Source organism: Stenotrophomonas sp. STEN225 (genome assembly GCF_056756445.1).
On record NZ_JBRRBV010000009.1, the window covers coordinates 126,416 to 152,016 of the forward strand.

Annotated in this window: 22 protein-coding genes; 11 read left to right on the top strand and 11 right to left on the bottom strand. The window is 67.0% G+C overall.

Annotation, left to right across the window (positions count from 1 at the left end; genetic code table 11):
• Positions 1–7: 7 nt before the first annotated feature.
• From ACVOJ1_RS11220 to ACVOJ1_RS11235, 4 genes are read right to left on the bottom strand one after another with little or no spacing between them, the layout of a single operon-like run.
• Positions 8–721: a M15 family metallopeptidase gene (locus ACVOJ1_RS11220; RefSeq protein WP_253119779.1), complete on the bottom strand. Its 714-nt coding sequence runs from the start codon at positions 719–721 to the stop codon at positions 8–10.
• A complete protein-coding gene (locus ACVOJ1_RS11225; protein WP_197571908.1) occupies positions 654–2,204 on the bottom strand; it encodes a serine hydrolase in 1,551 nt (516 codons plus the stop codon). Before ACVOJ1_RS11225 ends, ACVOJ1_RS11220 begins: the two co-directional genes overlap by 68 nt.
• A gap of 58 nt (positions 2,205–2,262) precedes the next feature.
• Positions 2,263–5,262, bottom strand: a complete 3,000-nt coding sequence (locus ACVOJ1_RS11230) for a TonB-dependent receptor (protein ID WP_346480441.1) — start codon at positions 5,260–5,262, stop codon at positions 2,263–2,265.
• 51 nt (positions 5,263–5,313) lie between these two features.
• Positions 5,314–6,774, bottom strand: a complete 1,461-nt coding sequence (locus ACVOJ1_RS11235) for a transglutaminase-like domain-containing protein (RefSeq protein WP_346480442.1) — start codon at positions 6,772–6,774, stop codon at positions 5,314–5,316.
• Between the two features lie 130 nt (positions 6,775–6,904).
• Between ACVOJ1_RS11235 and ACVOJ1_RS11240 the strand changes: the two genes are divergently transcribed.
• The 6 genes from ACVOJ1_RS11240 (at position 6,905) to ACVOJ1_RS11265 (ending at position 12,918) form a co-directional block, all read left to right on the top strand.
• Positions 6,905–8,341, top strand: a complete 1,437-nt coding sequence (locus ACVOJ1_RS11240) for an SH3 domain-containing protein (protein WP_253119771.1) — start codon at positions 6,905–6,907, stop codon at positions 8,339–8,341.
• Positions 8,338–9,444, top strand: coding sequence for a dipeptide epimerase (locus tag ACVOJ1_RS11245; protein WP_065182564.1), 1,107 nt, complete (start codon positions 8,338–8,340; stop codon positions 9,442–9,444). The genes ACVOJ1_RS11240 and ACVOJ1_RS11245 overlap by 4 nt, the downstream gene beginning before the upstream one ends.
• Positions 9,445–9,517: 73 nt before the next feature.
• Positions 9,518–10,363 (top strand): MurR/RpiR family transcriptional regulator, encoded by an 846-nt coding sequence (locus tag ACVOJ1_RS11250; RefSeq protein ID WP_065175430.1) that lies wholly within the window; start codon positions 9,518–9,520, stop codon positions 10,361–10,363.
• A gap of 27 nt (positions 10,364–10,390) precedes the next feature.
• Positions 10,391–11,167, top strand: a complete 777-nt coding sequence (locus ACVOJ1_RS11255; protein WP_346480443.1) for a L,D-transpeptidase family protein — start codon at positions 10,391–10,393, stop codon at positions 11,165–11,167.
• A complete protein-coding gene (locus ACVOJ1_RS11260) occupies positions 11,164–12,462 on the top strand; it encodes an APC family permease (RefSeq protein ID WP_065175432.1) in 1,299 nt (432 codons plus the stop codon). Before ACVOJ1_RS11255 ends, ACVOJ1_RS11260 begins: the two co-directional genes overlap by 4 nt.
• A gap of 111 nt (positions 12,463–12,573) precedes the next feature.
• A complete protein-coding gene (locus tag ACVOJ1_RS11265; protein WP_053519473.1) occupies positions 12,574–12,918 on the top strand; it encodes a hypothetical protein in 345 nt (114 codons plus the stop codon).
• 91 nt (positions 12,919–13,009) lie between these two features.
• Here ACVOJ1_RS11265 and yiaA read toward each other — a convergent pair whose 3' ends face one another.
• Complete coding sequence (gene yiaA / locus ACVOJ1_RS11270; RefSeq protein ID WP_346480444.1) at positions 13,010–13,459, bottom strand: inner membrane protein YiaA; 450 nt, start codon at positions 13,457–13,459, stop codon at positions 13,010–13,012.
• A gap of 169 nt (positions 13,460–13,628) precedes the next feature.
• Here yiaA and ACVOJ1_RS11275 point away from each other — a divergent pair, with 169 nt between their 5' ends.
• Positions 13,629–14,807 (top strand): PQQ-dependent sugar dehydrogenase, encoded by a 1,179-nt coding sequence (locus ACVOJ1_RS11275; protein WP_346480445.1) that lies wholly within the window; start codon positions 13,629–13,631, stop codon positions 14,805–14,807.
• Between the two features lie 45 nt (positions 14,808–14,852).
• Here ACVOJ1_RS11275 and ACVOJ1_RS11280 read toward each other — a convergent pair whose 3' ends face one another.
• The 5 genes from ACVOJ1_RS11280 to tsaD form a co-directional block, all read right to left on the bottom strand.
• Positions 14,853–15,368 (bottom strand): hypothetical protein, encoded by a 516-nt coding sequence (locus ACVOJ1_RS11280; RefSeq protein ID WP_065175434.1) that lies wholly within the window; start codon positions 15,366–15,368, stop codon positions 14,853–14,855.
• Between the two features lie 161 nt (positions 15,369–15,529).
• A complete protein-coding gene (locus ACVOJ1_RS11285) occupies positions 15,530–17,704 on the bottom strand; it encodes a glycoside hydrolase family 3 N-terminal domain-containing protein (protein ID WP_111186641.1) in 2,175 nt (724 codons plus the stop codon).
• 128 nt (positions 17,705–17,832) lie between these two features.
• Positions 17,833–19,104: a mechanosensitive ion channel family protein gene (locus ACVOJ1_RS11290; protein ID WP_065175436.1), complete on the bottom strand. Its 1,272-nt coding sequence runs from the start codon at positions 19,102–19,104 to the stop codon at positions 17,833–17,835.
• Positions 19,105–19,169: 65 nt separating this feature from the next.
• Entirely contained in the window at positions 19,170–19,523 is a 354-nt protein-coding gene (gene folB, locus ACVOJ1_RS11295; protein ID WP_053519479.1) for a dihydroneopterin aldolase, read from the bottom strand.
• Between the two features lie 124 nt (positions 19,524–19,647).
• On the bottom strand, positions 19,648–20,673 hold the full coding sequence (tsaD, locus tag ACVOJ1_RS11300; RefSeq protein ID WP_065175437.1) for a tRNA (adenosine(37)-N6)-threonylcarbamoyltransferase complex transferase subunit TsaD: 1,026 nt from the start codon (positions 20,671–20,673) through the stop codon (positions 19,648–19,650).
• 167 nt (positions 20,674–20,840) lie between these two features.
• Here tsaD and rpsU point away from each other — a divergent pair, with 167 nt between their 5' ends.
• Both rpsU and ACVOJ1_RS11310 read left to right on the top strand, forming a co-directional pair.
• On the top strand, positions 20,841–21,056 hold the full coding sequence (gene rpsU, locus ACVOJ1_RS11305; RefSeq protein ID WP_002808376.1) for a 30S ribosomal protein S21: 216 nt from the start codon (positions 20,841–20,843) through the stop codon (positions 21,054–21,056).
• 133 nt (positions 21,057–21,189) lie between these two features.
• A complete protein-coding gene (locus ACVOJ1_RS11310; protein ID WP_065175438.1) occupies positions 21,190–21,636 on the top strand; it encodes a GatB/YqeY domain-containing protein in 447 nt (148 codons plus the stop codon).
• 78 nt (positions 21,637–21,714) lie between these two features.
• Here the strand turns inward: ACVOJ1_RS11310 and ACVOJ1_RS11315 are convergent, their stop codons facing one another.
• Complete coding sequence (locus ACVOJ1_RS11315) at positions 21,715–22,653, bottom strand: hypothetical protein (protein WP_229765859.1); 939 nt, start codon at positions 22,651–22,653, stop codon at positions 21,715–21,717.
• 212 nt (positions 22,654–22,865) lie between these two features.
• Here ACVOJ1_RS11315 and ACVOJ1_RS11320 point away from each other — a divergent pair, with 212 nt between their 5' ends.
• The gene (locus ACVOJ1_RS11320) at positions 22,866–23,792 is read left to right on the top strand and encodes a YihY/virulence factor BrkB family protein (protein ID WP_053519482.1); all 927 of its coding nucleotides are present in this window, start codon (positions 22,866–22,868) and stop codon (positions 23,790–23,792) included.
• 60 nt (positions 23,793–23,852) lie between these two features.
• A complete protein-coding gene (gene dnaG / locus ACVOJ1_RS11325) occupies positions 23,853–25,592 on the top strand; it encodes a DNA primase (RefSeq protein WP_065175440.1) in 1,740 nt (579 codons plus the stop codon).
• The last annotated feature ends 9 nt before the right edge of the window (positions 25,593–25,601 follow it).

Genomic DNA, 25,601 nt, shown 5'->3' on the forward strand with positions numbered 1-25,601 from the left:
CCGGTGCTTATCGAACGGGCACGTCGTAGGCGGTCATCGGGTCCGGCTCGGGCTGCAGCGTGTAATGCCACCACTCCTGCGCATAGTTGCTGAAGCCATGCCGGGCCATCGCCTGCAGCAGACGGGCACGGTGGGCCCGCTGTGCGTCATCCAGGCCCTCGGCCGCGGTGTGCGCGCGCGGACCGAAGAAATCGAAATCGGTGCCCATGTCCAGCGGCGTGCACGTGTCGCGCCGGCACGCCAGCAGGCCGACGTCCACGGTGGCGCCGCGACTGTGGCCCGAGCGCTCGGCGATGTAGCCTTCGCTCAACAGCTGCGGCTTTTCCAGATCCGGATACTGCAGTGACTTGCGTGACTGCTCCGCGGGGTCATGTGCCCAGGCCACGAACGCCTGCACCGCGCGCACCGGGCGATAGCAGTCGTAGATGCGCAGAGCGAAGCCCTGCGCGCGCAGATCCGCTTCGACCCGTGCCAGTGCGGTCGCGACCGGCGCCAGCAGATAACAGGCCGGCGCTTCATAGCCAGGCACGCGTGCGCCCGTGAAGTTGCCGGCGCCGGCATAGCGGATGTCCAGCTCGATTCCCGGCGACACCGTGCGGATCTCCACCAGCCCGGCCTGCGACGCGTCGGTGGCCGACGATATGCGCGGCGCCTCACTGGCGTGCGCGGGGCTCGCCAGTGCAGTCGCCAATGCGAGTGAAATGCAGATCCTGGAAGTCATAGCTGAAGTCGATGTCCGGGTCGATCGCGCGCAGTTGCAGGGACGGCACCGGGCCATCGCCGGGCTGCAGCCACGCCTGCGCGTCCTCACCCAGCGTATCCCAACGCAGCAGCCAACGCTGCTGCAGCTGCATCACCCGGGCCTGCAGGCGAGGCGATTTCTCCACGCGGAACCGCAGGCCGTCGGGGCCTGGGCACAGCCAGGCGGTTCCCAGCCATGGATCCGCATAGCGGCCCTGCCACTGCGGCAAGGCCGTGCCGGATACGGCGCGCGCACCTTCCGTCGAAGGCGCCACATGCCCCTGCGCACGCTTGGACGCCTGCGCGCGCTCCAGTTCATCGAGGTAGTCGGCGGCACGCCTGCGGTCCTGCGGCGCGGTGTACGCCTTCAGCATCGACTGCATCAGTGCGGTACGTGCCTGCTCGCCCTCGCCATTGATCAGCATCACCACGCCGATGCCACGGTCGGGCAGCAGGGCCAGCGACGAATACATGCCGGACAGAGTGCCGGTATGCGCCACCTTCCAGTGGCCATCGATGTCCGACAGGCGCCAGCCGTAGCCATACCCATGCACGTGTGCGTTGTCCCAGCGCCGCTGCAAGTCACCCAGCGGCATCGGCATGTGCAGCGTCCACAGTGCCCGCCGCTGTGGCGTGTCCAGCCAGTCCGGCACAAGGTCGGGATCCAGCAGGACCTGCATCCAGCGCGTCATGTCGCGCAGCGAGCAGCGGATGCCGCCGGCTGCCATCGATGGCAGATCGGCGCTGATCTCACCATCGGTGTTGACCACCGTCGTGCGGCCGTCGCGCCGCGCATGCGGCTGGGCGACGTTGCCGACATCGCGCACCGACCAGCGGCCAACCTGGCAACGGGCCATGCCCAGCGGTTCAAACACCTGCTCGCGCATCAGCTGGTCATAGGGCTTGCCCCCTGCGGCAGCAGCCACTTCACCGGCGACCACGTACATCAGGTTGTCGTAGGCATAGCCGCTGCGGAAGCTGGTAACGGGTTTCAGATGCGCAAGCCCGGCGATGATGTCGGCGCGGGTGAAGGCATTGGGCTCGGGCCACAGCATCAGGTCACCGGCGCCCAGCCCCAGGCCACTGTTGTGGATCAGCAGATCACGCACCTGCATCTGTTGCCCCACCCAGGCGTCGTGCATGCGGAAGCCGGGCAGATGCCGCTGCACGGGGTCATCCCAGCGCAGCCGGCCCTGCTGCACCAGCCGTGCCAGCAGCGCGGCGGTCATCGCCTTGCTGTTGGAGGCGATCTTGAACAGCGTGTCCTCATCAACGCGACCGCCATCGCCACGCATGCCCTCGGCATGGCGGTACACCACCTGCCCCTGGTCCACCACCGCCACCGCCACCCCAGGCAGGTGCTCGCGTGCGACAACGGTGGCGATATCGGCATCAAAGCGCGCGGGCTCCGCCGACGCAGCAGGCGAGGTGGCAAGTGCAGCAAGGACGATCAGCTGAAGCACAGGCCTGCTCCCTTGTGTCATTGCCCGCGCCGCCCCTTCGAGCGGCGCGGGCACAGCGTCAGTAGCTCCAGGTTACCGTCAGCTGCGCATAGCGCGGCGACTGGAAGCCGGTGCCATAACGATACAGCGGGTTCGGCGTACCGATGCTGTCCTGCGGTTCGTAGTCCTGGTCCACCGTCACCACACGCTGCTGGTTGAGTACGTTGTACACCGCCAGCTTCAGGCGCAGGTCGGTGGGGATCGGCACCTTGTACGACACGCTGACGTCGAGGTCGTAGGTCCACGGCGTGCGGCCATCGCCACCGCGCGGGGAATGCACGAACACGCGCTCGGACGGCACGCTCGCCTGGCAGTTGGAGACGCACACGTAATAGCTGTGGAAGTCGGTGTCGTCGAACGGATTGCCGGCGCCGAAGCGGGTGATCGGGCTGCCCGACTGCACGCCCAGCGTCGCCGCCACGCTCAGGTTCTCGGTCAACGCATAGCTGCCACGGAACTTGAACTGATGCCGCCGGTCATTGGCCAGGTAGCCATAGCCGCCGTAGTTCACCCAGGGGTTGTCGAAGTTCTCGGTACGACCGGCATCGGCGAAGTCGGTATCGGAGTTGACCGGGCCTTCGGCGTTGCCACGGCCGTAGGCCAGCGTATAGGACGCATTGAAGCCCCACTTGCCATCCCAGGCGCGATCGACCTGCAGCTCCAGCGCCTTGTAGTCGCGCTTGGGCTTCACCCAGCCGCGCTGGCCAACATAGTTGCCGTCATCGTCATACAGCGCCCAGCCTTCCTTCGACGTATCGATGCTGATCCAGCCGTCGTTGCTGCCGTCGCAGTTGGTATCGCCCCAGACGGTATTGCTGCGCCCGGGATTGCCCATGATCCAGACGCTGTCGATGGCACCGCATTGGCCGGTGGCGGTGATGTTCATGTCATCGATGGCGTTGTGCAGGCGCCGATAGGTCACGCTGGCGCCGACCGACCAGGCTTCGTTGATCATCTGCTGGAAGCCGAGGATCGCCTCGTCCTGGTAGACCGGGTCCATGTCCCGGTTCACTTCGGCACGCAGGTCCGGCACGCTGCCATCACCCTGCGAATTGTCGACCGGCCCGATCTGTGCCCCCAGGTTCGGCACGTTGTTGGCGGCACCGCTATAGCCGAGGAATTCGTACCAGGTGCGTTCGTCCAGGAAGCCACCGGCCTGCTTGATGTTGATGACGTTGGCCACCGGCAGGAAGTAACGGCCAAGGTTGCCGAACACCTTGGTGGTGCCATCACCGCGCACGTCCCACGCGAAGCCCAGGCGCGGGGCCAGCATGTCGTCGATCTTGATGTAGCTGCTGCCGTCGCCGCCCTTGTTGTCGAAGGCTTCCAGGCGCAGGCCCATGTTCAGCAGCAGGTTCGGGGTGACCTGCCAGTTGTCTTCCAGGTAATACGCCGAGTTGATGGTTTCAAACGAGCCATCCACTTCATACCGGCGGGTGCGCGCGACCAGGCCACTGGCCGGCACGATGCCCCCATTGAGCGAGCTGCCCGGCGTGCGGTAGTAGATGTCGTAGCGGAAACCACCCGGACCGGGATAGGCGCGGCTGTAGTCGGAGGTGTTCTCTTCGCGGTCCAGGCCGAAGCGCAGCAGATGGTCGCCCAGGGTCCACTCGAAGTCGGCGCGTGCGGCCTTGCGCGTATCCAGTGCCGATTCCAGCAGCGAGCTGCTGGTGCAGCTGCGGTCGCCCTGCAGCTGCGAGGGCACGCCCTGGCTGGCGGTACGGTTGTCGAACACGCGGTTGCAGTTTTCGTCCATCAACGAGCTCTGCGCGCGGTTGCGCTTGTTCTCGCCATACATCAGCTTCATGGTCAGGTCGTTGTTGACCTGCCAGCTGTAGGTGCCCGACCAGTTCCTGCCGCCCACGGTGTTGTAGATCTGGTTGCTGCGCTCGCCTACCGTCTGGCCACTGGCATAGTCGTAGTTGTAGACATCGGTAAGCGTCTTGCTCTTGTCCGAGAAGCCGAACAGCGACAGCATCTGGTTGTCGGTGATCTGCCAGTCGATCTTGCCGCCCCAGAACGGGTCATCGGCCTTGCCCTGGCTCAGGCGCGTACCAGCGTCGTTGGTCGAGGTTGGCCGGTAGTCACGGGCCTCGTACATGCCGAAGAAGAACAGCCGGTCCTGGATCAGGGCACCGGATGCGAACACGTTGAGCGCACTGCGGCTGTAGTCGTCGCGGCTGGCGGTGATGTAACGGCTGCCCTGGCCGTCATAGCGGTCGCGGGCCTGCGACTGCCATGCGCGGGGTTCGAACACCAGCTCGGCACCGGCCTTGAAGTCGTTGCTGCCCGAGCGGGTGACGGCGTTGATGACGCCACCGGTGCTGCGCCCGAACTCCACCGAATAGCCTCCGGTCTTGACCTGGAACTCCTGGTAGAAGGAGAACGGTACTGACGAGAAGCCCACCCGGTTGTAGAAGTCGGTGACGTTCAGTCCATTGATGTACACGGTGTTCTCGGCCACTGACGAGCCGCCGAACGAAATGCCCTGTCCGCCCAGCGAGCCCTTGCCCTTCACTGCGCCCGGCGCCAGCAGCGCGACGGCGGTGATGTCACGGTCCACCGGCAGGCGCGACAGCTCCTCGCGGGTGATGTTGGTGGCCGATTCGGTGGACTTCACATCCACCATCGATACCACCTGCGGCGCGCGCACCTCCACCGTTCCCAGGGTACTGACCGCACCCAGCGGCACATTGACGGTGGTTGCGCTGCCCAGGCCGACGGTGACCTGGCCGACGCGGCTGGCACCGCCGCCGGGCAGGCTCACCTCCATCTCATAGGTGCCCACCGGCAGCAGCGGAATGCGATAGCTGCCGTTGGCATCGGCCTGTACCGAGCGGACGAAGCCGGTGGCCGGATTGCGCACCGTGACCGTGGCGCCGGCGGGAACCTGGCCGGCATCGCTGACCAGCCGGCCGGCGACGGAGCCATCCTGCGCGAAGGCGCCGGGCGCGATCACGCCCAGACAGGTACCCAGGGCGACGCACAGCGCCGCCCGCTTGATGTTGTATGCCTTCATCCCCTGCTCTCTCCTGCAAGAATTGAATGGTGCCGATGGTGGTGTGTCGCGCTAGCGTTGCCCGGCGGGCAGTACCTGCCACTGGAAGTCGTAGCTCCATTGGTCGAAGTACAGGTTGCCGCCTGCCCACTCGGCCTCGCCGCGCTGCGAGTCGACCGTTTCCGAGCGGAAATGCTGTTTGGCCGGCACGAACGGCTGGCCGAAATCGTCGTTGAAGGCGATGCGGTAGCCGTCGAGGCCACCCAGGTAGAAATCGCGCAGCGCAGGTACATCGCTGGCCAGTGCACCGGTGGTCACATCCATCGGCAGCCAGCCATACGGCGCCAGATAGACCTGTCCCCAGTCATGCAGGTTGTTGTAGCCGCTGCCATCGTCGGAGAACACCATGCCCGACTGCCAGCGCGCGGGAATGCCGTTCATGCGCAGCAGCGCGATCAGCAGCAGCGTCTGCTGGCCGCAGTCGGCATGGCCGGCACGCAGCGCGTAGTCGCTGATGTTGCTGAGGGTGGAATACTCGCGTGCGCCGGCCCATGGGATGCGATCGACCGCCGCGAACAGCCTGCGCACGATCTCGTAGGGGCGTGTTTCGCCCTGCAGCACCTGGTCGGAAAACAGTTTCAATGCCGGCGTGAAACGCACATGCGGCAAGTGTTCGCTCAGGTAAGGCTGCAGCGCGGCGTCGGCCGGTGTCGGCTGCACCCGGGCCGGATCGATTGCCGTGTGGCGGGCGAACAGGGTGACGGCATAACGGATCTCGAAGCGCGTGGGCTGCCCGGCGACGGCCTTCGCTTCCAGATAGGCGGTGCGCTGCAGGGTACCGGCGGGTGCCACGCGTGCTTTGTCCGGTGTACTGCCAAGCCATTGCACGCGCTCCTGCTGGCCTGGAATCTCGCGCGGATAGGGAATCCAGGCGCGAACGGTTTCGCCCGCCGGGACCGCATCGGCCTTGACCGTGAGCGACTGCGTGAACGCGATGCGCTGCGGCAGCACCGAGCCCTGGCCGCTTTGACCGGCAGCAGCAACGACACGTGCGTGGTGCGCGTTGAGCACTTCATTCGGGCCCGGAGACGGCATCGGTGCATCGGCGCGGCGGCGTGCACGCGCTTCATCGCTGAGCAGGAACAGGTTCGAGGGCGCGCGCTTGAAGTACGCGCGCCTGCCATCGATATCGAGGTGCTCGATCAGCCCCAGCTGGTCCCAGCGCGCGAACTCCTCGTCGGTCAGATCCGGAATCCAGCGACGCACCGCCGCTTTGGCCGCCGCTTCGTCGAGGGAAAAATCCAGGCGGATGCGGCGCATGCGCTCGCGCTGGAATGCGTCGTCGGCAGCATCGCGCCCGGTCGCCAGCAGCGCCTGGGCGTCGCTGAAGCGCCCGCTGTCGATCAGGTCGATCACCTGCAGCTGCCGGCTGTCGCGCGCGTCTGCCGCGTGCGTGGCCGACGCCCACAGCAGCAGCGCGGCACACAGGCCGGCGGCGGCAGGCAGACGCGGTTTGCGAACGGCAGGATCCACAGCGACACTTCCCAAGCGGGTGGTAACGGCTGTGTAACACGGGCCGGAGGACCGGTCAATAATTTATTCTTGCTTTCGCGAGCGAAAGGAATAAATATTCCTTAAGGCATTCGAGGAGGGTGTGCTGCGCATGATTCTGGCTTCCCGCGAACCGCGCCGGCAGTGGCCGCGCCGGTTGACCCTGGCCCTGTGCCTGTTCGCCGCACCGGCCTTCGTGCAGGCTGCCGCGCCCGATCCGGGCGCGCCGCTGCCGTATGTGATCGGTCTGCACGAGGCTTACCTGACCCCGGACTACTGGGCCGCCCGGCTGGACGATGCCGATGCGCCGATCCTCGACCGCGCACAGATCCAGGCGCAGAACGCACGGATGCGCGCAGAGGATGTCCATATCCAGGACATCGCCGCCCTGCCCGCCCAGCTGGATGCGGCACAGGTACGCAGCAGCATCACGGCGCTGTCGAGCTGGCCCACGCGTACGCTCTATAACGCCAAGGGGCAGGCGATCGCACCGGCAGTGCGCAAGGCCATCGAAGCCAACCTCGGCCTGGATGCGATTCCCGCACAGGTGGCGCCCGACTACGGGCTGGTGGTGAAGCGTGCCGCACTGCGCACCTTCCCGACCCGCGAGCGGGTCTTCAGCACGGTGGGCGATACCGATATCGATCGCTTCCAGGAATCGGCGCTGTTCCCCGGTGACAAGGTCGCCGTGGTCCATCGCAGCACCGATGGCCGCTGGTTGTTCGTGCACAGCGAGCGTTACAGTGCATGGATCGAAACGGACGCCGTGGCCACCGGCGACAAGACCAGCGTGCTCGGCTATGGCAGCGCCGGCCCGTACCGCATCGTCACCGGCGCCACCGCGCACACCGTCTACACGCCGGAAGAGCCGCGCGTCTCGCGCCTGCAGCTGGACATGGGCGTGCGCCTGCCGGTGCTGGCCGACTGGCCTGCGGCCACGCCGGTCAACGGCCAGCAGGCTCACGCCTCATGGGTGGTGCAGCTGCCCGTGCGCGAGGCCGATGGACGACTGAAGCTGGTTCCGGCACTGCTGCCGCGCTCGCAGGACACGGTCGCCGATTACCTGCCGCTGACCCCTCGACGGCTGTTGCAGCAGGCGTTCAAGTTCCTGGGTGAGCGCTATGGCTGGGGCCATGACTACGATACCCGCGACTGCAGCGGCTTCGTTTCGGAAATCTACCGCAGCTTCGGCGTGCTGCTGCCGCGCAATACCAGCGCCCAGGCGATCAGCCCGGCACTGGATCGCCTGCCGTTCACCAGCAGGGATGGCAAGGCCGCGCGCGAACGTGCCGTCACCGGCCTGCAGGTCGGTGATCTGGTCTACATCCCCGGCCATGTGATGATGGCCATCGGCCACGTCGACGGCCGCACCTGGGTCATCCACGATACGGCCGGCGGCAGCTGGTTCGGCGCCGACGGCACGCGTGTGCAGGCCCATCTCAATGGTGTTTCGGTCACGCCGCTGGAGCCGATGATGGCCAGCGACACGGTCCGTTACATCGACCGCATCACCAACATCCAGCGCCTGCGGGCCAAGACCCCTGAATGAAGATCACCGCCATTGAACTGGGCATGCTGCGCGTGCCGCTGAAGACCCCCTTCAAGACCGCCCTGCGCACCGTGGAAACCGTGGAGGACGTGGTGGTGCTGGTCCGCACCGACAGCGGCCACACCGGGTACGGCGAGGCGCCGGCCACCGCCGTGATCACCGGTGATACGCATGGCTCGATCATCGAAGCGATCCGCCACTTCATCGCTCCACGCCTGATCGGGCAGGACGTTGCCAACCTCAACCGCCTGTGCGGGCTGGTGCAGACGTCGATGGAGCGCAATACCAGCGCCAAGGCCGCAGTGGAGATCGCCCTGTACGACCTGTGGGCGCAGCTGCATGGTGCGCCGCTGTACCAGATGCTCGGCGGCGGCGACCCGGTCATCACCACCGACATCACCATCAGCGTGGACTACATCGACAAGATGGTGGCCGATTCGCTGTCGGCGATCGAGCGTGGCTTCGAGTCGCTGAAGATCAAGGTAGGCAAGGACATCGGCCTGGACATCGAGCGGGTCAAGGCGATCCACGCGGCGGTTGAAGGCCGCGCCCTGCTGCGCCTGGACGCCAACCAGGGCTGGACCGCCAAGCAGGCGGTGCACGCGATGCGCACGCTGGAGGATGCCGGCGTGGTGCTGGAGCTGCTGGAGCAGCCGGTGAAGGCCGCCGACATCAGTGGCCTGAAGTACGTGACCGACCGGGTCAACACGCCGGTCATGGCCGATGAGAGCGTGTTCAGTCCCAGCCAGGTGATGGACCTGATCCAGCAGCGCGCGGCGGACATCATCAACATCAAGCTGATGAAGACCGGTGGCCTGTCCAATGCCATCCGCATCGCCGACATCGCCGGCATCTACGGCGTGCCGTGCATGATCGGCTGCATGATCGAATCGAGCATCAGCGTGGCCGCGGCCGTGCACCTGGCCGTGGCCAGGAGTGATGTGATCACCAAGGTCGACCTGGACGGCCCTTCGCTGGGCCAGTTCGACCCGGTCAGCGGCGGGGTCAACTTCAACGAGTCGGAGATCACCATCAGCGATGCGCCGGGGCTGGGAATCACCGAGGTGCGCGGGCTGGAGATGATCACGCCGCCGCGCTGGTAGGCCGCTGCACGGGCGCTACCGCCGACCGTTGATCCCGCTTACCCTTCCTGCAACCGGACCCACGCTGAGCCCCATGCCACCCCTGGTGAAAATCCGCTCCGAGCGCGGGCAGATGTCGGCCATCGAACGCCGCATCGCCGACTTCATCCTCGACAACGCGCACCTGCTGCGCGACTACTCGTCGCAGCAGCTGGCCAGCGCGCTGGGCATCAGCCAGTCCAGCGTGGTGAAGTTCAGCCAGAAGCTGGGCTTCAAGGGTTATCCGGACCTGAAGTACTCGATCGGCCAGGACGTGGCGCGCGCCGGCCACGATCCGCAGGCACGCCCGCCGTCGCCGAGCGCCGATGACTACGCCGACATCGCCGGGCGCCTGCGCCTGAGCCGGGCAGCCGCCGAGGAAGAGACCAGCCTGGCCAATGCGCAGGCTGATGTGGAGGCCATCGTGCGACTGCTCGACAGGGCGCCCAAAGTGTTCGTGTACGGCCTTGGCGATGACGGCCTGTACGCGCGCGAGTTCGCCATGCGCCTGTCGCTGCTGGGCATGCTGACCGTGCACCATGCCGATCCGATCCTGATGATGGCCAACCTGTCAGCGGCGCGGGCCGGTGATGCCATGCTGGTGTTCTCCGAGTTCGGCAAGCTGCCGCAGCTGTTCCAGCTGTCGCGGCAGTTCCAGGACGTGGGCGGGAAGGTGGTGTCGATCACCCGCCACACCGCCAACCCGCTGCGCGCACATGCCGACCAGTCACTGGTGGTCTGCGCCCATGACCCCGCACCGCACGTGGCGCAGCTGCTGTACCGTGCTTCACTGCAGTCCCTGCTCGACTTCGTCTTCGTGCTTTTGTGCCATGCCAACCCGGACCGCCACCGCCAGCTCGGGGTGAACCTGGAACGGATCGAACACCTGATCGACGCCTGATCGACCCCTGGTTCACTGGAGTCCACGATGCTGCCGCTGCTGCGTACCGCCCTCGCTGTCACCGCTCTGGCCACCGCGCTGCCCGCTGGCGCGCTCACCCCGCTGCCGCCGATGGCGCGCAGTCTGCAGGCCATCGTGGTGGTCACCGACAGCTGGGATGCCACCCAGGGCCGGCTGCAGGCCTATGAGCGCAGGAGCAGCGACGACACGTGGCGCCCGCACGGCCCGGCCTTCACCGTGGCCGTGGGGCGTGAGGGCAGCGCGTGGGGCGTGGGCCGTGCGTCGCTGCACAACCAGGGGCCGCAGAAAACGGAAGGCGACGGGCGCAGTCCGGCCGGCGTCTTCGATATCGGCCCCGCGTTCGGCTACGCGCCGACGATCGCCAGCGCGATGCCGTATCTGCCGATGACGGCCAGCCACTACTGCATGGATGTACCCGCCTCGCGCTACTACAACCGCATCGTCGATGCGGCGGACGTAGGTACCGCCGCAGTAGAAGGCTCCACCGAACCGATGCGGCTGGACCTGCACAACAAGGGCGATGTTCGCTACCGCGAGGGCTTCGTGATCGAGCATAACAGCAGCCGCAGGCCGGGCAAGGGCAGTTGCATCTTCGCCCACCTCTGGCGCAAACCGGGCGAGGCCACGGCCGGCTGTACGGCAATGGGGCCGCGCCACATGACGGCCCTGCTGGCCTGGCTGAAGCCGGACACGCGCGCGGTCTTCGTCCTGCTGCCCAGGACGGAGTACGACAACCTGCAGGGGCCGTGGCAGCTGCCGGCCCTGACCGGAGCGTTGCGTTGAGCGCCCCGGACGAACCGCAGCTGCAGCGCGCGGTCAGCCGCTGGCAGATCGTCGGCCTGTCGATCAACGACGTGATCGGCAGCGGCATCTATCTGCTGCCGGCGGCCACCGTCGCCCTGCTGGGCCCCTTCAGCCTGTGGGGCGTGGTCGCCGCCGGCATCGTGGTGGCCCTGCTGGTGCTGTGCTACGCGCAGGCCGCCAGTTACTTCGATGAACCCGGCGGCAGCTATCTGTATGCCCGCGAAGCCTTTGGCCGCTTCGCCGGCTTCGAGATCGGCTGGATGATCTGGCTGACCCGTATCAGCTCGGCGGCCGCACTCAGCAATGCGCTGGCCGATGCGGTCGCGCGCTTCTGGCCCTGGGCCGGGGCCGGCACGGGTCGCCTTGCCGTGATCGTGCTGTCGCTGGGTTTCCTGACCGGCGTGAACATCATCGGCGTGCGCTCGGCGGCCCGCACCGGCATCGTGCTGGTGATCGGCAAGATGCTGCCGCTGCTGCTGTTCGTGGCCATCGGCGCGTTCTACATCGATCCGCAGCTGGCGTTCTCCGGCCAGCGCCCGGACCCGCACGACCTGCAGCGCATGGGTGAGGCCGCATTGTTGCTGCTGTATGCCTACGCTGGTTTCGAGAACATCCCGGCGGCAGCCGGCGAGTACCGCAACCCCCGTCGCGACATTCCATTCGCGTTGATCACCATGATCATCACCGTCACCGTCATCTACGGCGCGGTGCAGGTGGTGGCGCAGGGCACCCTGGCCGGGCTTGCGTCGTCGCCGACACCGCTGGCCGATGCCGCAGCCGGATTCGGCGGTGAGGCACTGGCGTTGATCCTGACCGTCGGCGCGACCATCTCCATTCTCGGCACCAACAGCAATACGATGATGATGGGCCCGCGCTTCCTGTTCGCGCTTGCCCGCGATGGCTACGGGCCGAAGATCCTCGCGCAGGTCCATCCGCGCTTCCGCACACCGGCTGCCGCGATCTTCTGCCAGGGGCTGATCGCCCTCGGCCTGGCGCTGTCCGGTTCGTTCGTTCAGCTGGCGCTGCTGTCGATGACCACGCGACTGTTCGCCTACATCGGAACCGCGGCGGCCGTGCTGGTGCTGGCCAAGCGCTACGCCGACCGGCCGGGCGCACTGAAGCTGCCGGGCGGGCCGCTGATTCCGGTCCTGGCCCTGTTGCTCTGCCTGGCCCTGTTCGCCAGTGCCAGCTGGCAGAACATCGCCGCCGCACTGGTCGCCTTCGCCATCGGCGCAGTGATCTACAAACTGCCGCGCAAGGATGTGGGCGCCTGATGATCGGCAGCGACGGCGCGGATGGAGGACACCTTCCCTTCACGCGAGCGGACCGGATTGTTAACCGCCATGGCGGCATGATCGAAGCTCATCCACCACGGAGCCCGATCGATGAGCCCCGAGTACCAGATCCCCGGCCGCGTGCCGGATGACAGCGCACCGCGCCAGGCCGTTTCCGACTTCTGGCGCGAGCGTTACACCGCTGAACCCTATTACGACAACCAGCTGTTCTTCGAGGACTACGAGCCGGCCTATCGCATCGGCCACGCTGCCCGCGCGCAGGACATGATCCGCGCGTACGAAGAGGTGGAAGCCGAACTCGAGTCGCGCTGGGCGAGCGAGCGCGGCAAGAGCCGGCTGGAGTGGGCGCAGGCCCGCAACGCCGTCCGCCGCGGCTGGGAAGAAGCCGTCAACCTCGACCAGCGCCTGGACCGGGGCGTACCGCGCGGCACCTGAGGGCACGCCCCGCTGCGGCCGGGCCATGCCCGGCTGTCCTTCGGCACTGCGGCAGAGCCGGGCATGGTCCCGGCTCTGCGCAATCCGGGCGTCAATCGTGTTCCGGCAGCGGCGGCACGGCCTGACCGCTTGCATTGCCGCCGTTGGCGGCGATCAGGTCGCGGGTGTTCTTCTGCACCGCGACCGCGCCGAACAGCGCAAGTGCGAAGGCCATGGCGTAGAAGCCCTTCTCGCTCAACAGCAACGTGGCATTCCACAGGCCCACCAGCAACAGCAGCAGCGCCGATAGCAGGGCGAACCAGCACAGCGCGTAGTACAGGCCGCTGACCGGGATGCCCTCCACGCGGTCGCGCACGCTCTTCTGCAGCGATACCGCCGCAAACAGGCCGTACAGCAGCAGCGCCAGGTAGTAGCCCTTCTCGTTCAGGGCCATTTCGGCGTTGAACAGGCCGATCAGATAAGCCACCGCGCCAAGCAGCAGCGCCACCCAGGAAGCGGCGACGAAGGCGGGAGACGGCTTGTGGGTCGGAACAGTGTGCATTGCAGATCCTTGGCAGACAGACGGGCATGCATTGCCCGGGCGTGCCCACCCTAGACGATCCGCCCCACGTCGCACAGGGGGTAGCAGGACCTTCGGGCCACGACGGTCACACCCGCAGTGGTATACAAGGGAACGCTTGGCCATCCGCATCCCCGCCCCGGAGATTCCCATGACCCGCACGCCCCTGCTGCTTGCCCTCGGCCTGGCGCCGATTCTCGCCACCACTGCCTGCAACGCCGCCGATCCTGCATCCGGCACTGCCGGTACTGTCGCCACCGCTGCTGCACCCGCTGCGGCCGCAACCGACCAGCGACCGTTCACCGCCACGGAAGTCAGCCGTTTCGATCAACCGTGGGCAATGACCTTCCTGCCCGATGGCAGTCTGCTGGTCACCGAAAAGCGCGGCAAGCTGCAGCACCTGGACGTGGCCAGCGGCCAGAAGCATGAGATCACCGGCGTACCGAAGGTCGCCTATGGTGGCCAGGGCGGCTTCGGCGACGTCATCCTGCACCCGGACTTTGCCCGCAACCAGGTGATCTACCTCAGCTATGCCGAGGAAGGCACGCTGGATACCCGCGGCGCCGCGGTGGCCCGCGCCACGCTCGCCCTGGACGCCGACGGCGGTGGCCAGCTCAAGGATCTGAAGGTGATCTGGCGACAGACACCGAAGGTCAGCGGGCAGGGCCACTACGGCCATCGCCTGGTGTTCGGTCCGGACGGCAAGCTCTGGATCAGCTCCAGCGAACGGCAGAAGTTCGACCCCGCGCAGGACATGGGCGGCAACCTCGGCAAGATCATCCGCCTCAACGACGATGGCAGCCTGCCGGCGGACAATCCGTTCGCGTCACAGGGCGGCGTGGCAGCACAGGTGTGGTCGCTGGGCCATCGCAACATCCTGGGCATGGCCTTCGATGCCAACGGCAAGCTGTGGGCGCATGAGATGGGGCCGGCGGGCGGAGACGAACTGAACCTGATCGTGCGGGGCGCCAACTACGGCTACCCGGTGGTATCCAACGGCGACCACTACGACGGCCGGCCGATTCCCGACCACGACACGCGCCCGGAGTTCGCCGCGCCGAAGGTGACCTGGACGCCGGTCATCTCGCCTGCGGGCTTCGTCATCTACAGCGGCACCCTGTTCCCGCAGTGGAAGGGCAGCGGCTTCATCGGCGGCCTGTCCTCCACATCACTGGTGCGCGTGGCCTTCGAGGGCGACAACGCGCGCGAGGCGGAACGCTTCAACATGGGTGAGCGCATCCGTGAAGTGGAACAGGGGCCCGATGGCGCGCTGTGGCTGCTTGAAGATGGCAGCAAGGCGCGCCTGCTCAAGCTCACGCCGAAGACCTGATCAGGAAACGCAGGGTGGCGGGCCAGAGCCCGTCACCCCGCACGCTCACTGGATGGTGATGACCTTCACTTCGGTCCGGGTGCAGGCCGCATCAAGGCACTGGCCGCTCAACCACACCTGGCCATCGCCGATCATCACGCCCTGCTGGTTGACGAACACCTTGCCGAAATCCTGTGCGGACACCGCCTTGACCACGGCCGGCGTGATGATCTTCTCGTAGCTGCGCTGGAATTCGCCCGGTCCGGCGATCGTCTTTCCGCCGCTGATGTTCAACGGGAAACGTATTTCCTCGACGACCGCCGCGCGATCACCGCCGACCACCGCCGTTCTGAAGGCAGTGAAGACCTTCTCGTACTGCGCCGCGTCACCGAGCAGTGTCTCGATGCGCGCGCGCGCATCTTCGGTCTGTTCGCTCGCGGGTGCCGCAGGTGCTGCCGGCGCTGCCTGCACGGGTTCGGCCGGCGGTGCAGCAGCGGGCGTTGCCTCCGGAGCCGTCGGCGGCGCCGGCTGTGCACAGGCTGCCAGCAGCAGCGCGGGGGCAAGGAAAGCACTCTTGCGCATGGTCGGGCTCCATCGGATCACGAACCCCGATGGTAGCGCCGGGTCAGGCCCGGCGTGTTTGCCATGGGTGACGACGCGCACACCCACAGCGATGGTAGCGCCGGGCCATGCCCGGCGTGTGGGTGACGACGCCGGGCATGGCCCGGCGCTACCGTTCCCGTTCAGCCCTTCAGCAGTTCGAACTGCACCGGCTCGCCAGCCGCTGACGACGCGCACACCCACAGCTCGAACAGGCCCGGCTCGGCACGCAGCACGCCATCGCGGCCGGTGAACGCCAACTGCTCGCGATGCAGGGTGAACACCACATCGGTGGATTCGCCCGGCTGCAGTGCGATCTTGCGGAAGTCCTTCAGCTCGCGCACCGGCCGCACGCGGCTGGCCACGCGGTCATGGATGTACAGCTGCACCACTTCCTCGCCAGCCACGGTACCGGTGTTGGTCAGCGTGGTGGTGATGGTCAGGGTGTCGTCCCAGCCCAGCTGTGCCGTGCTGAGCTGCGGTACGCCATAGGCGAAGGTGGTGTAGCCGATGCCATGACCGAACGGATACAGCGGCTCGTTGGGAATCTCGCGCCAGCGTGCCTTGAACTCCGACATCGTCGGCAGTTCAGGGCGGCCGGTGCGCGGATGGTTGTAGAAATACGGTTGCTGGCCGGACACCTGCGGGAAGCTGACCGGCAGGCGGCCGGACGGGCTGTAGTCGCCGAACAGCACATCGGCCACCGCATGACCGGTCTGCGTGCCCAGGTACCAGGTGACCGCCACGGCCTGTGCATTGCGCACCGCACCTTGCAGGGCCAGCGCGCGGCCATTGCGCAGCAGCACCACCAGCGGCTTGCCGGTCATTGCCACCGCCTCGGCCAGTGCCTGCTGCGCCGGCGGCAAGGTGATCTCCACGCGCGACTGCGCTTCGCCGCTGTAGCGCTGCGGCTCGCCCAGCGCCAACACCACAACGTCGGCACGCAGCGCAGCCGCCACGGCGGCTTCGGTGCCCCCGGGGATCGCGGTTTCCAGATCGCAACCGGGCACGATCTCCAGCAGCGACGCGTCACCGATGGCGGCACGCACACCGGTTTCCAGGTCCACATAACGCTGCTTGTCGCCGAACAGGGTCCAGCAGCCTTCGATGTTTTCGCGGTCCTGCACGAACGGGCCGATCAGCGCGATCTTCTGCCCGGTCTTCTGCAGCGGCAGCACGTTGTCACGGTTGTTCAGCAGCACGATCGAACGGCGCGCGGCATCGCGCGAGAGCTCATCATGTGCGGCGATGTGCGAGTCGTCCGCTTCGCGGGCCGGGTCCAGCGACCGGTACGGGTCGTCGAACAGGCCGATGGTTTCCTTCAGCCACAGGATGCGGCGCACGCCCTCATCCAGCACCGCCATCGGCACCTCGCCGCTTTCCACCAGGCCTGGCAGGTGCTCGGCATAGAAGCCGCTCTGCATGCTCAGGTCCAGGCCTGCGGTGAAGGCCTTGGCGGTGGCGTCGCGGTCATCGGCGGCGTAGCCGTGCGCCACCAGTTCCATGTCGGCGGTGTAATCGGAGATCACCACACCCGGGAACTTCCACTCGCCACGCAGGATGTCGGTGAGCAGTTCTGCATTGGCGCTGGCCGGCACGCCGTTGATGTCGTTGAACGAGGACATCACCGTGATCGCACCGGCATCAAAGGCCGCCTTGAACGGCGGCAGGTGCACGTCGCGCAGGGTCTGCGGCGAGATGTCCACCATGTTGTATTCCATGCCGGCCATCACCGCGCCATAGGCGGCGAAATGCTTGGGCGTGGCCAGCAGCGAATCGGCGGCACGCAGGTCGCTGCCCTGGAAGCCGCGCACACGGGCGGCGGCGAAGGCACAGCCCAGCACCACGTCCTCGCCTGCGCCTTCGGCGCCACGGCCCCAGCGCTGGTCGCGGGCGATGTCCACGGCAGGCGCATAGGTCCAGTGCAGGCCGGCGGCGGTGGCCTCGACCGCAGTGGCGCGGGCGGTGCGCTCGGCCAGGTCCGGCTCGAAGCTGGCGGCCTCGCCCAGCGGGATCGGGAACACGGTGCGCATGCCGTGGATGACGTCGGCCGCGAGGATGACCGGGATGCCCAGCCGGCTCTCCTCGGTCGCGACCTGCTGGATGCGGCGGCCCAGTTCGGCGCCCACCCCGTTGAACAGCGAGCCGACCTTGCCCTCGCGCACCTGCTGCAGCACCTGGTCGGCATTGCGCACGTTGGCTTCCGGGTTCACGTCCGGGGCGAACGGGCGGACCATGTCCGCGAAAACACCCAGCTGGCCGACCTTTTCCTCGACGGTCATCTGGGCAATGAGGGATTCGATGCGTTCGGAGGCCACCGGCAGTCCTTGATGAAAACGTTTACAAGCCCGGCATTCTAGCGATCCCGGGCCATTTGGCGAGAGGTTTCGGCATTCAGTTTCATCCACCAGCGGGGTCCGTACGGTCCCGCGGGCGGCACGGCAGCTTACTCCGAGCGGGCCGACTGGCGCTGCCCGGCCATCAACATGGCGTCGCTGGACGCCTGGAACACCCTCAGGCCGAAGGCCGGCAGGATCGCCAGCAGATGGTCGAAAATGTCCGACTGCACGGCCTCGTACTCCGCCCAGGCGGTAGTGCGGGTGAAGCAGTACAGCTCCAGCGGCAGGCCCTCGGTGGTCGGTTGCAGCTGTCGCACCAGCAGGGTCATGTCGGTGTGGATACCCGGGTGGCTGCGCAGGTAGCGCTCCACATAGGCCCGGAACGTGCCCAGATTGGTCACCCGGCGGCTGTTCACGTCCGCCACGCCCTGTTCGCGCAGGCGCCCGTTCCACTGCCCCAGCTCCTGCTCCTTGTCGCGCAGGTAGTCGCGCAGCAGGGCGAACTCACCGAGGAAGGCCAGGTCGCCCTCGTCCAGGAAGCCGACGCTGTGCTGGTCCAGATACAGCGCGCGCTTGATGCGGCGGCCACCGGCCTCCTGCATGCCGCGCCAGTTCTTGAACGACTCGGTCACCAGCTTCTTGGTCGGGATGGTGGTGATGGTCTTGTCGAAGTTCTGCACGGTGATGGTGTGCAGGGCGATGTCGATGACGTCACCATCGGCGTTCTGGCTCGGCATCTCGATCCAGTCGCCGATGCGCACGCGGCCATCGCCACTGATCTGCACGCTGGCCACCAGCGAGAGGATGGTGTCCTGGAAGATCAGCATCAGCACGGCCGTGGCCGCACCCAGGCCGGTCACCAGCGGGCCCAGCGCCACGCCCAGCAGGGTGGAGATGATCGCCAGGCCGGCCGCCACGAAGATCACGATCTTGACCACCTGCAGGTAGCCCTTGATCGGCTTGTTGCGCGCATCCGGCTTGCGCTCGTACAGGCTGTTGGCCGCATCCAGCGCATGCGAGAAGGCCAGCGAGACGGTCAGCACCGCCCACACGATGCACAGCTTGACGATGACGCTGACCAGCCCGGGCGGCAGATCGGGAATGAGGGTGATGCCAGAGGCGATCACCTGGCTGGGCACCACGTTGGACAACCGCGAGATGACCCGCATCAGATGGCTGCCACGCCCGGATTCGGCACCGGGCAGGCGCTGCAGCAGACGGCGCAGGCCGCGCACCAGGATGCGCTTGGTCACCCAGTTGGCCAGGCCCGCCGCGAGCAGCAGGGCCGAAATCATCAACGCCAGGTAGGCGCCGGGATAGGGTTCCAGTGTGTTCTGCAGCCGCTCCATCCACTGTACCGCCACCACCGCATCCACCATCAGTCGTCTCCTGTTTCAGTCATTTCGCATGAAGAAGTTGCCGGCCGCCGGCCGACGCTGCTGTTTCAGCCGCGTTCGCGCTCGATGATCACGCCGACCGCGCGCGCGCCGCGCACCGCTCCCGGCTTGCTCAGCTTCAGCCGCAGCCAGCGCACATCGAACTCGTCGAGCACGATCTGCGCGCAACGTTCGGCCAGGGTCTCGACCAGGCCGAACTCCGATTCGCGCACGAACTGCTCCAGCCGCTTGCTGACCGCCTTGTAGTTGAGGGTATGGGCGATATCGTCGGTCGCTGCCGGGCGCCGGTTGTCGAAACCCATCTCCAGGTCGAACACCAGGTCCTGCCGGATCCGCCGTTCCCAATCGTAGATGCCGATCAGGGCGTCGATCGTCAGCCCCTCGATGAAAACCTTGTCCATTGCGGTTACCAGCCGGAAAACAGACGGTCATGGTAACGGCACGGAACCACCACTGCCTGAAACGACCGGATCCCGGCACGTCCGCCGCTACGGTCGCAGCTTGTGTGGATGGGTGCGCCGCGGGTCACACTGCGGGCAGCGTCGCCATGTCCCAGCGCGGGGTCACGTCAACCTTCGGCGGGTTGTGCTGCCCGGCCTGCAGGCGCAGGGCGCCGGCGAAAGCGATCATCGCGCCGTTGTCGGTGCACAGCGCCGGCCGCGGGAAGCAGGCACGCCCCCCGAGCCGTTCGGCCATCTGCTGCAGGCGGGCACGCAGCCGCGTATTGGCACCGACACCGCCGGCCACCACGATCACATTGGTGCCGGCTGCTTCCAGCGCGCGTTCGCACTTGATCGACAGGGTCTCCACCACCGCATCCTCGAAACCGCGCGCGATGTCGGCGCGGGTCTGGTCGCTCTGGTCGCTGTCACGCCAGGCCATCAGCACCTGGGTCTTCAGGCCGGAGAAGCTGAAATCCAGACCCGGGCGATCGGTCATCGGCCGCGCGAAACGGTAGGCCCCCGGGGTGCCCTGTTCGGCCAGCTTGGCCAGCTGCGGGCCGCCGGGATAGGGCAGCCCCATCAGTTTGGCCGTCTTGTCGAAGGCTTCGCCGGCCGCATCGTCCAGGGTCTCGCCCAGCAGGCGGTAGCGGCCGATGGCATCGACCGCCACCAGCTGGGTGTGGCCACCGGACACCAGCAGGGCCACGAACGGGGCCTGCGGCGGATCGTCCTCCATCAAGGGCGCCAGCAGGTGCCCTTCCATGTGGTGCACGCCCACGGCCGGCACCTCCAGTGCCCAGGCCAGGGCACGGGCCACCCCGGCACCGACCAGCAGCGCACCGACCAGCCCGGGGCCAGCGGTATAAGCCACGCCATCGATGTCGTCCACGCCCAGGCCCGCCTCGGCCAGGGTCTGCCGGACCAGCGGCAGCAGCTTGCGCACGTGGTCACGGCTGGCCAGCTCGGGCACCACACCGCCGTACTCGGCGTGCAGGGCGATCTGGCTGTAGACCGCATGGGCGCGCAGGGCCGCGCTGCCGGTCAGGTCGGTGTCGTACACCGCCACGCCGGTCTCATCACAGGAAGATTCGATGCCAAGGACTCGCATGCCTGCTATTATGACGCCCCTGCCGCCCCCTCGGGGTGACGTGCAGATCCCACTGCATCCGTATTGCTGGCCCGCATTCAGGCTTGCGTGCTTGCAGTTTGTTGATTCGCCGCTATAATGTGCGGCTCGCCGGGCGTGACCCGGTTCTACTGTGTCCCGGAGATTCCATGCCCAGCGTCAAAGTCCGCGAGAACGAGCCCTTCGAGTTTGCTCTTCGCCGCTTCAAGCGCACTTGCGAAAAGGCCGGTGTGCTGGCCGAAACCCGCAAGCGCGAGTTCTACGAAAAGCCGACCCAGGAGCGCAAGCGCAAGGCCGCCGCTGCTGTGAAGCGTCAGCTGCGCCGCTCGTCGCGCGACGTCACCAAGCGTCAGCGCCTGTACTGATCGGACGCATCTTCATTGCGGCGGGTTCGTCCTTCCGCGGTGAAGCCGAAGCCGGCACGCGCGAGCGTCGCCGGCTTTTTGCGTTTCCGGGCCCGGGCAACCGCCCTGCCCCACTACCACCACGAGGTCTCCCATGAGCATGAAGCAGCAGCTCACCGATGACATGAAGGCCGCCATGAAGGCGGGCGAGAAGGACAAGCTGGGCGTGATCCGCCTGATCAACGCCGCGATCAAGCAGAAGGAAGTGGACGAGCGTATCGAGCTCGACGACACCGCCGTGATCGCCGTGCTGGACAAGATGGTCAAGCAGCGCAAGGACTCGGTCAGCCAGTACGAAGCGGCCAACCGTGAAGACCTGGCCGCGATCGAGCGTGCCGAGATCGTGGTCATCGAGGCCTACCTGCCCGCCAAGATGGGTGAGGCCGAGATCGCCGCCGCCATCCAGGCCGCCATTGCCGAAACCGGTGCCACCGGCCCGGCCGACATGGGCAAGCTGATGGGGGCGCTGAAGCCCAGGCTCGCCGGTCAGGCCGACATGGGCGTGGTGTCCAAGCTGGTCAAGCAGGCCCTGGCTGGCTGATCCGCCACCGCCCCTGCCGGACACGACAAGGCCCGCTTCACGCGGGCCTTGTCATTGCTGCAGCGGCCAGGCCAGCGCTTACACCTGGCGGCAGTTGCGCAGGGTCATGGAACTGCCTTCCACCGCGCTGACCTCGCCTTCCAGCTTGGCCCAGTCGCGCTCGCGCAGCATGGCGAAGTTGGCCGCCTGGTCCGGAGCGAATTCGCAACGGATGGTGTAGTTGTTGTTGTTGAAGGTGTCATTCTGGCGGATCCGCAACAGGCCACGGGTCGGCGTCACCAGGTAGTTGATCGATCCGACCTCACCCGGACGGCTGGAGTAGCTGTTCGAGTTGACCGTGTAGATCTGGCCGTCGATCCGGTAGCGGCGACCGATGTACTTGGCATACACCGGCAGGAAGGTGGCCGAACGGTCGCCCAGGTCTTCCTTGTTGGTGGTGGTGCCCAGCAGCAGGTCCTTGAAGCTGCCCGCAGCGTTGTAGGCCGCCATCGTATCGCGCACCTCCTTGCCCATCTTCTTGGACAGGTCCGGCGCGGTCACGTCCTCCGCCACGGAAGTCGGATACTGCGCGCGCGCAGCGGCGGCCAGCGCGTCCCCCTGGCTGCCCCCCTTGAGCTTGTCGAGCATGTCGCACATCGACTTGCGGGCATCCTCCTGGGCGATGGTCTGGCCGCGGGCCAGCTTGGTGGCCAGGGTGACCCGGCCGCTGCGGTCGGCGGTGCCGATCAGCACCAGCGGCGTGCGCAGGCCCTTGGTCTGGATCAGGTACTGGTTGCCGGTATCGCCTTCCACCAGCTGGCCGCCCACCTCGAACTGGTCATCGGCACCGATCTTGCGAAGCTGGTCCAGTGCACTCTGCACCTTCAGACCGGGCACCGTCAGGTCGGCCATGTACATCGCGCCATTGCGCGGATCCCCTACCGTCTTGAAGGCCTTTTCGCAGGCCGTGGACGCCGCAGCGGCCGAACCGCTCGTCGCCAGCAGCAACACCATCGTGGTGCAGACCATCCCTTTCATAACGCGTCCTTTTGCAGAGAAGTTGGATTGTCGTGGCCCCGCACACCGGCGGTGGGCCCGGATACCGCGGCGGCAGCCCCAGCGCGCCCTCGGTCCGGGCAGAAGGATAACGCGGACTTCGCTGCATTCTGCGACCGCGCTTCCACTTCACCTGCCGCAACGCCGGCATCTGCTAGAAAAGGAAGCCCGTACCGCTCCAGCCGACGCCGTAGATGCCGCATCCCCGCACCTTCCTGCCCATCGTCCGATCGCGCCTGGAGAAGCTGCAGGACAGCTTCCCGATGGCCGTGGCCAAGCGCTTCGTCGAAATCGACGTCCTGACCCAGGCCGCATCGGTTTCGTTCTATTCCCTGCTGTCGATGGCGCCGTTGCTGGTGCTGCTGCTGTGGTTGACCGCCTCGCTGTACCCGCCCGCGCAGCAGGCGCTGATCAGCCAGATCGGCTCGGTGGCCGGCAGCAGCGTGGCCAGCGTGGCCGATACCGTGCTGCACAACGCCAACAGCCAGCCGAGCATGGGCTCGCTGGCTGGGTTGTGGAGCACCCTGCTGCTGTTCGTCGGCGCCACCGCCGTGTTCGCACAGCTGCAGAACGCACTCAACCGCATCTTCCATACCAGCGGCCAGCGCCTGGAAGGCGTCCAGGCCTGGCTGCGCAAGCGCGTGTTCTCCTTCGGCGTGGTGCTGGCGCTGGGCTTCCTGCTGATCCTGTCGATGACCGCCACCACCGCCCTGCAGGTGGTATTCGCGCAGCTGCCATCGGTGTTGCCGGCCATCGGTTACGTGACCACGCTGCTGCTGTACACGCTGGCCTTCGCCTTCCTCTACCACTATCTGCCCGACCGTCGCGTGGCCTGGCGCCAGGCCTTCATCGGCGGGGCCATCACCTCGCTCCTGTTCGCCCTGGGGCGCTACGGCATCGGCGTCTACATCGCCACCGTGGCGCCCGGCAGCGCCTACGGTTCGATGGGCGCCCTGGTGATCGCGCTGGTCTGGATCTACTACGCTACCGCGGTGTTCTTCGTCGGCGCCCTGATGACCGCGGTGATCGACGAGCGCCTGAGTGCCCGGGCACAGCGGGCTGCCGCCAGCGCCGGCGGCAGCAGCGAACAACAGGCCGGCCCGACCATCGCCAGCGAGTAAACTAGGGGGACCTGCCGCCCCTGCTGCGCGCCCCGGCGGCCGCGCCCTGCCCTGCTGCCCATGGCCCGTATCCCCGACGCTTTCATCGACGACCTGCTGGCCCGCACCGACATCGTCGAGGTGGTGGGCAGCCGTGTGCCGTTGAAGCGACAGGGCAAGGAGTACGCGGCACGCTGCCCGTTCCATGACGAGCGCTCGGCCTCGTTCACCGTCTCGCCGACCAAGCAGTTCTATCACTGCTTCGGCTGCGGTGCGCACGGCACCGCAATCAGCTTCCTGATGAACTACGACCGCCTCGAGTTCCTCGACGCGGTGGATGAGCTGGCCAAGCGCGCCGGCATGGACGTGCCACGCAGCGAGAACCCGCGCAGCGCCCAGCAGCAGGACGACAGCCGCGAACTCTATTCGGCACTGGATGCAGCGGCGCGCTTCTTCCAGAAGAACCTGGAGGGCAGCGACAAGGCCCGCGCCTACCTTGACGGCCGTGGCGTGGACGAACAGAACCGCGCCCGCTTCCAGATCGGCTATGCGCCCGACGGCTACAGCGGCCTGCGCGATGCGCTGGGCAAGGACGAGCGGCGGATGAAGCTGCTCGACCGTGCCGGCCTGTTCTCCAAGAACGACCGGGGGCACGTCTACGACAAGTTCCGCGACCGGGTGATGTTCCCGATCTTCGACCGCCGTGGACGGGTGATCGCCTTCGGTGGCCGGGTGTTCGAGAAGGACGACGGTCCCAAGTACCTCAATTCGCCCGAAACCGCGCTGTTCCACAAGGGCCGCGAACTGTACGGCCTGTGGCAGGTGCGCCAGGCGAACCAGAAGATCGAGCGGCTGATCGTGGTCGAGGGTTACATGGACGTGGTCTCGCTGTTCCAGTTCGGCGTCACCCAGGCGGTGGCGACGCTGGGCACCGCGACCACGCCCGACCATGCCGAGCTGCTGTTCCGAAACGCACCGGACGTGTTCTTCTGCTTCGATGGCGATGCCGCCGGCCGCCGCGCCGGCTGGAAGGCACTGGAGTCGGTGCTGCCGCGCATGAAGGACGGCCGCCAGGCCTTCTTCCTGTTCCTGCCCGACGGCGAGGACCCGGACACCATCGTGCGCAAGGAAGGCGCTGAGGCCTTCAACGAACGCCTGAAGCAGGCCACGCCGCTATCGCAGTTCTTCTTCGACGAGCTGACCCGCGAGATCAACATGGGCACGCTGGACGGCCGGGCACGCCTGGCCGAGCGGGCCAGACCGATGCTGGCGCAGATTCCCGATGGCGCGTTCGGTGACCTGATGAAGCAGCAGCTGGCGCAGCTGACCGGGCTCGGTGCGGCCACGCAGAATACCCGCACGGCGATGCCGCAGCGCCCTCCGGCACGGTCGATCCAGCCGGTGGCCAAGCGCAGCCTGGTGCGGGGTGCGATCGCCGTGCTGCTGCAGCAGCCGTCGCTGGCGCTGACCCTGGGCGGCAAGCATCACTTCCAGGGCCTGCGCCTGCCGGGTGTGGAGCTGCTGCTGGAGCTGCTGGCGCTGGTCGAACAGCGTCCCGATATCAGCACCGGCGCGCTGCTGGAGCATTTCGACGGGCGTGAGGAGCAGGCCTCGCTGCACACGCTGGCCGCCCAGACCCTGCCCGGCAGCGAAGCGATCTGGACCCAGGAACTGCACGACGCCGTGGCCCAGCTGGAGAAACAACTGTTGCAGCAACGTCTGGAAGAGCTGTTGGCAAAGCAGCGGCAGCAGGGACTGGACAATACTGACAAGTACGAACTGCGCGAGCTGCTCAAGGCCCGCGCCAGCCTGGGCCGGTAGCGGCGGAAC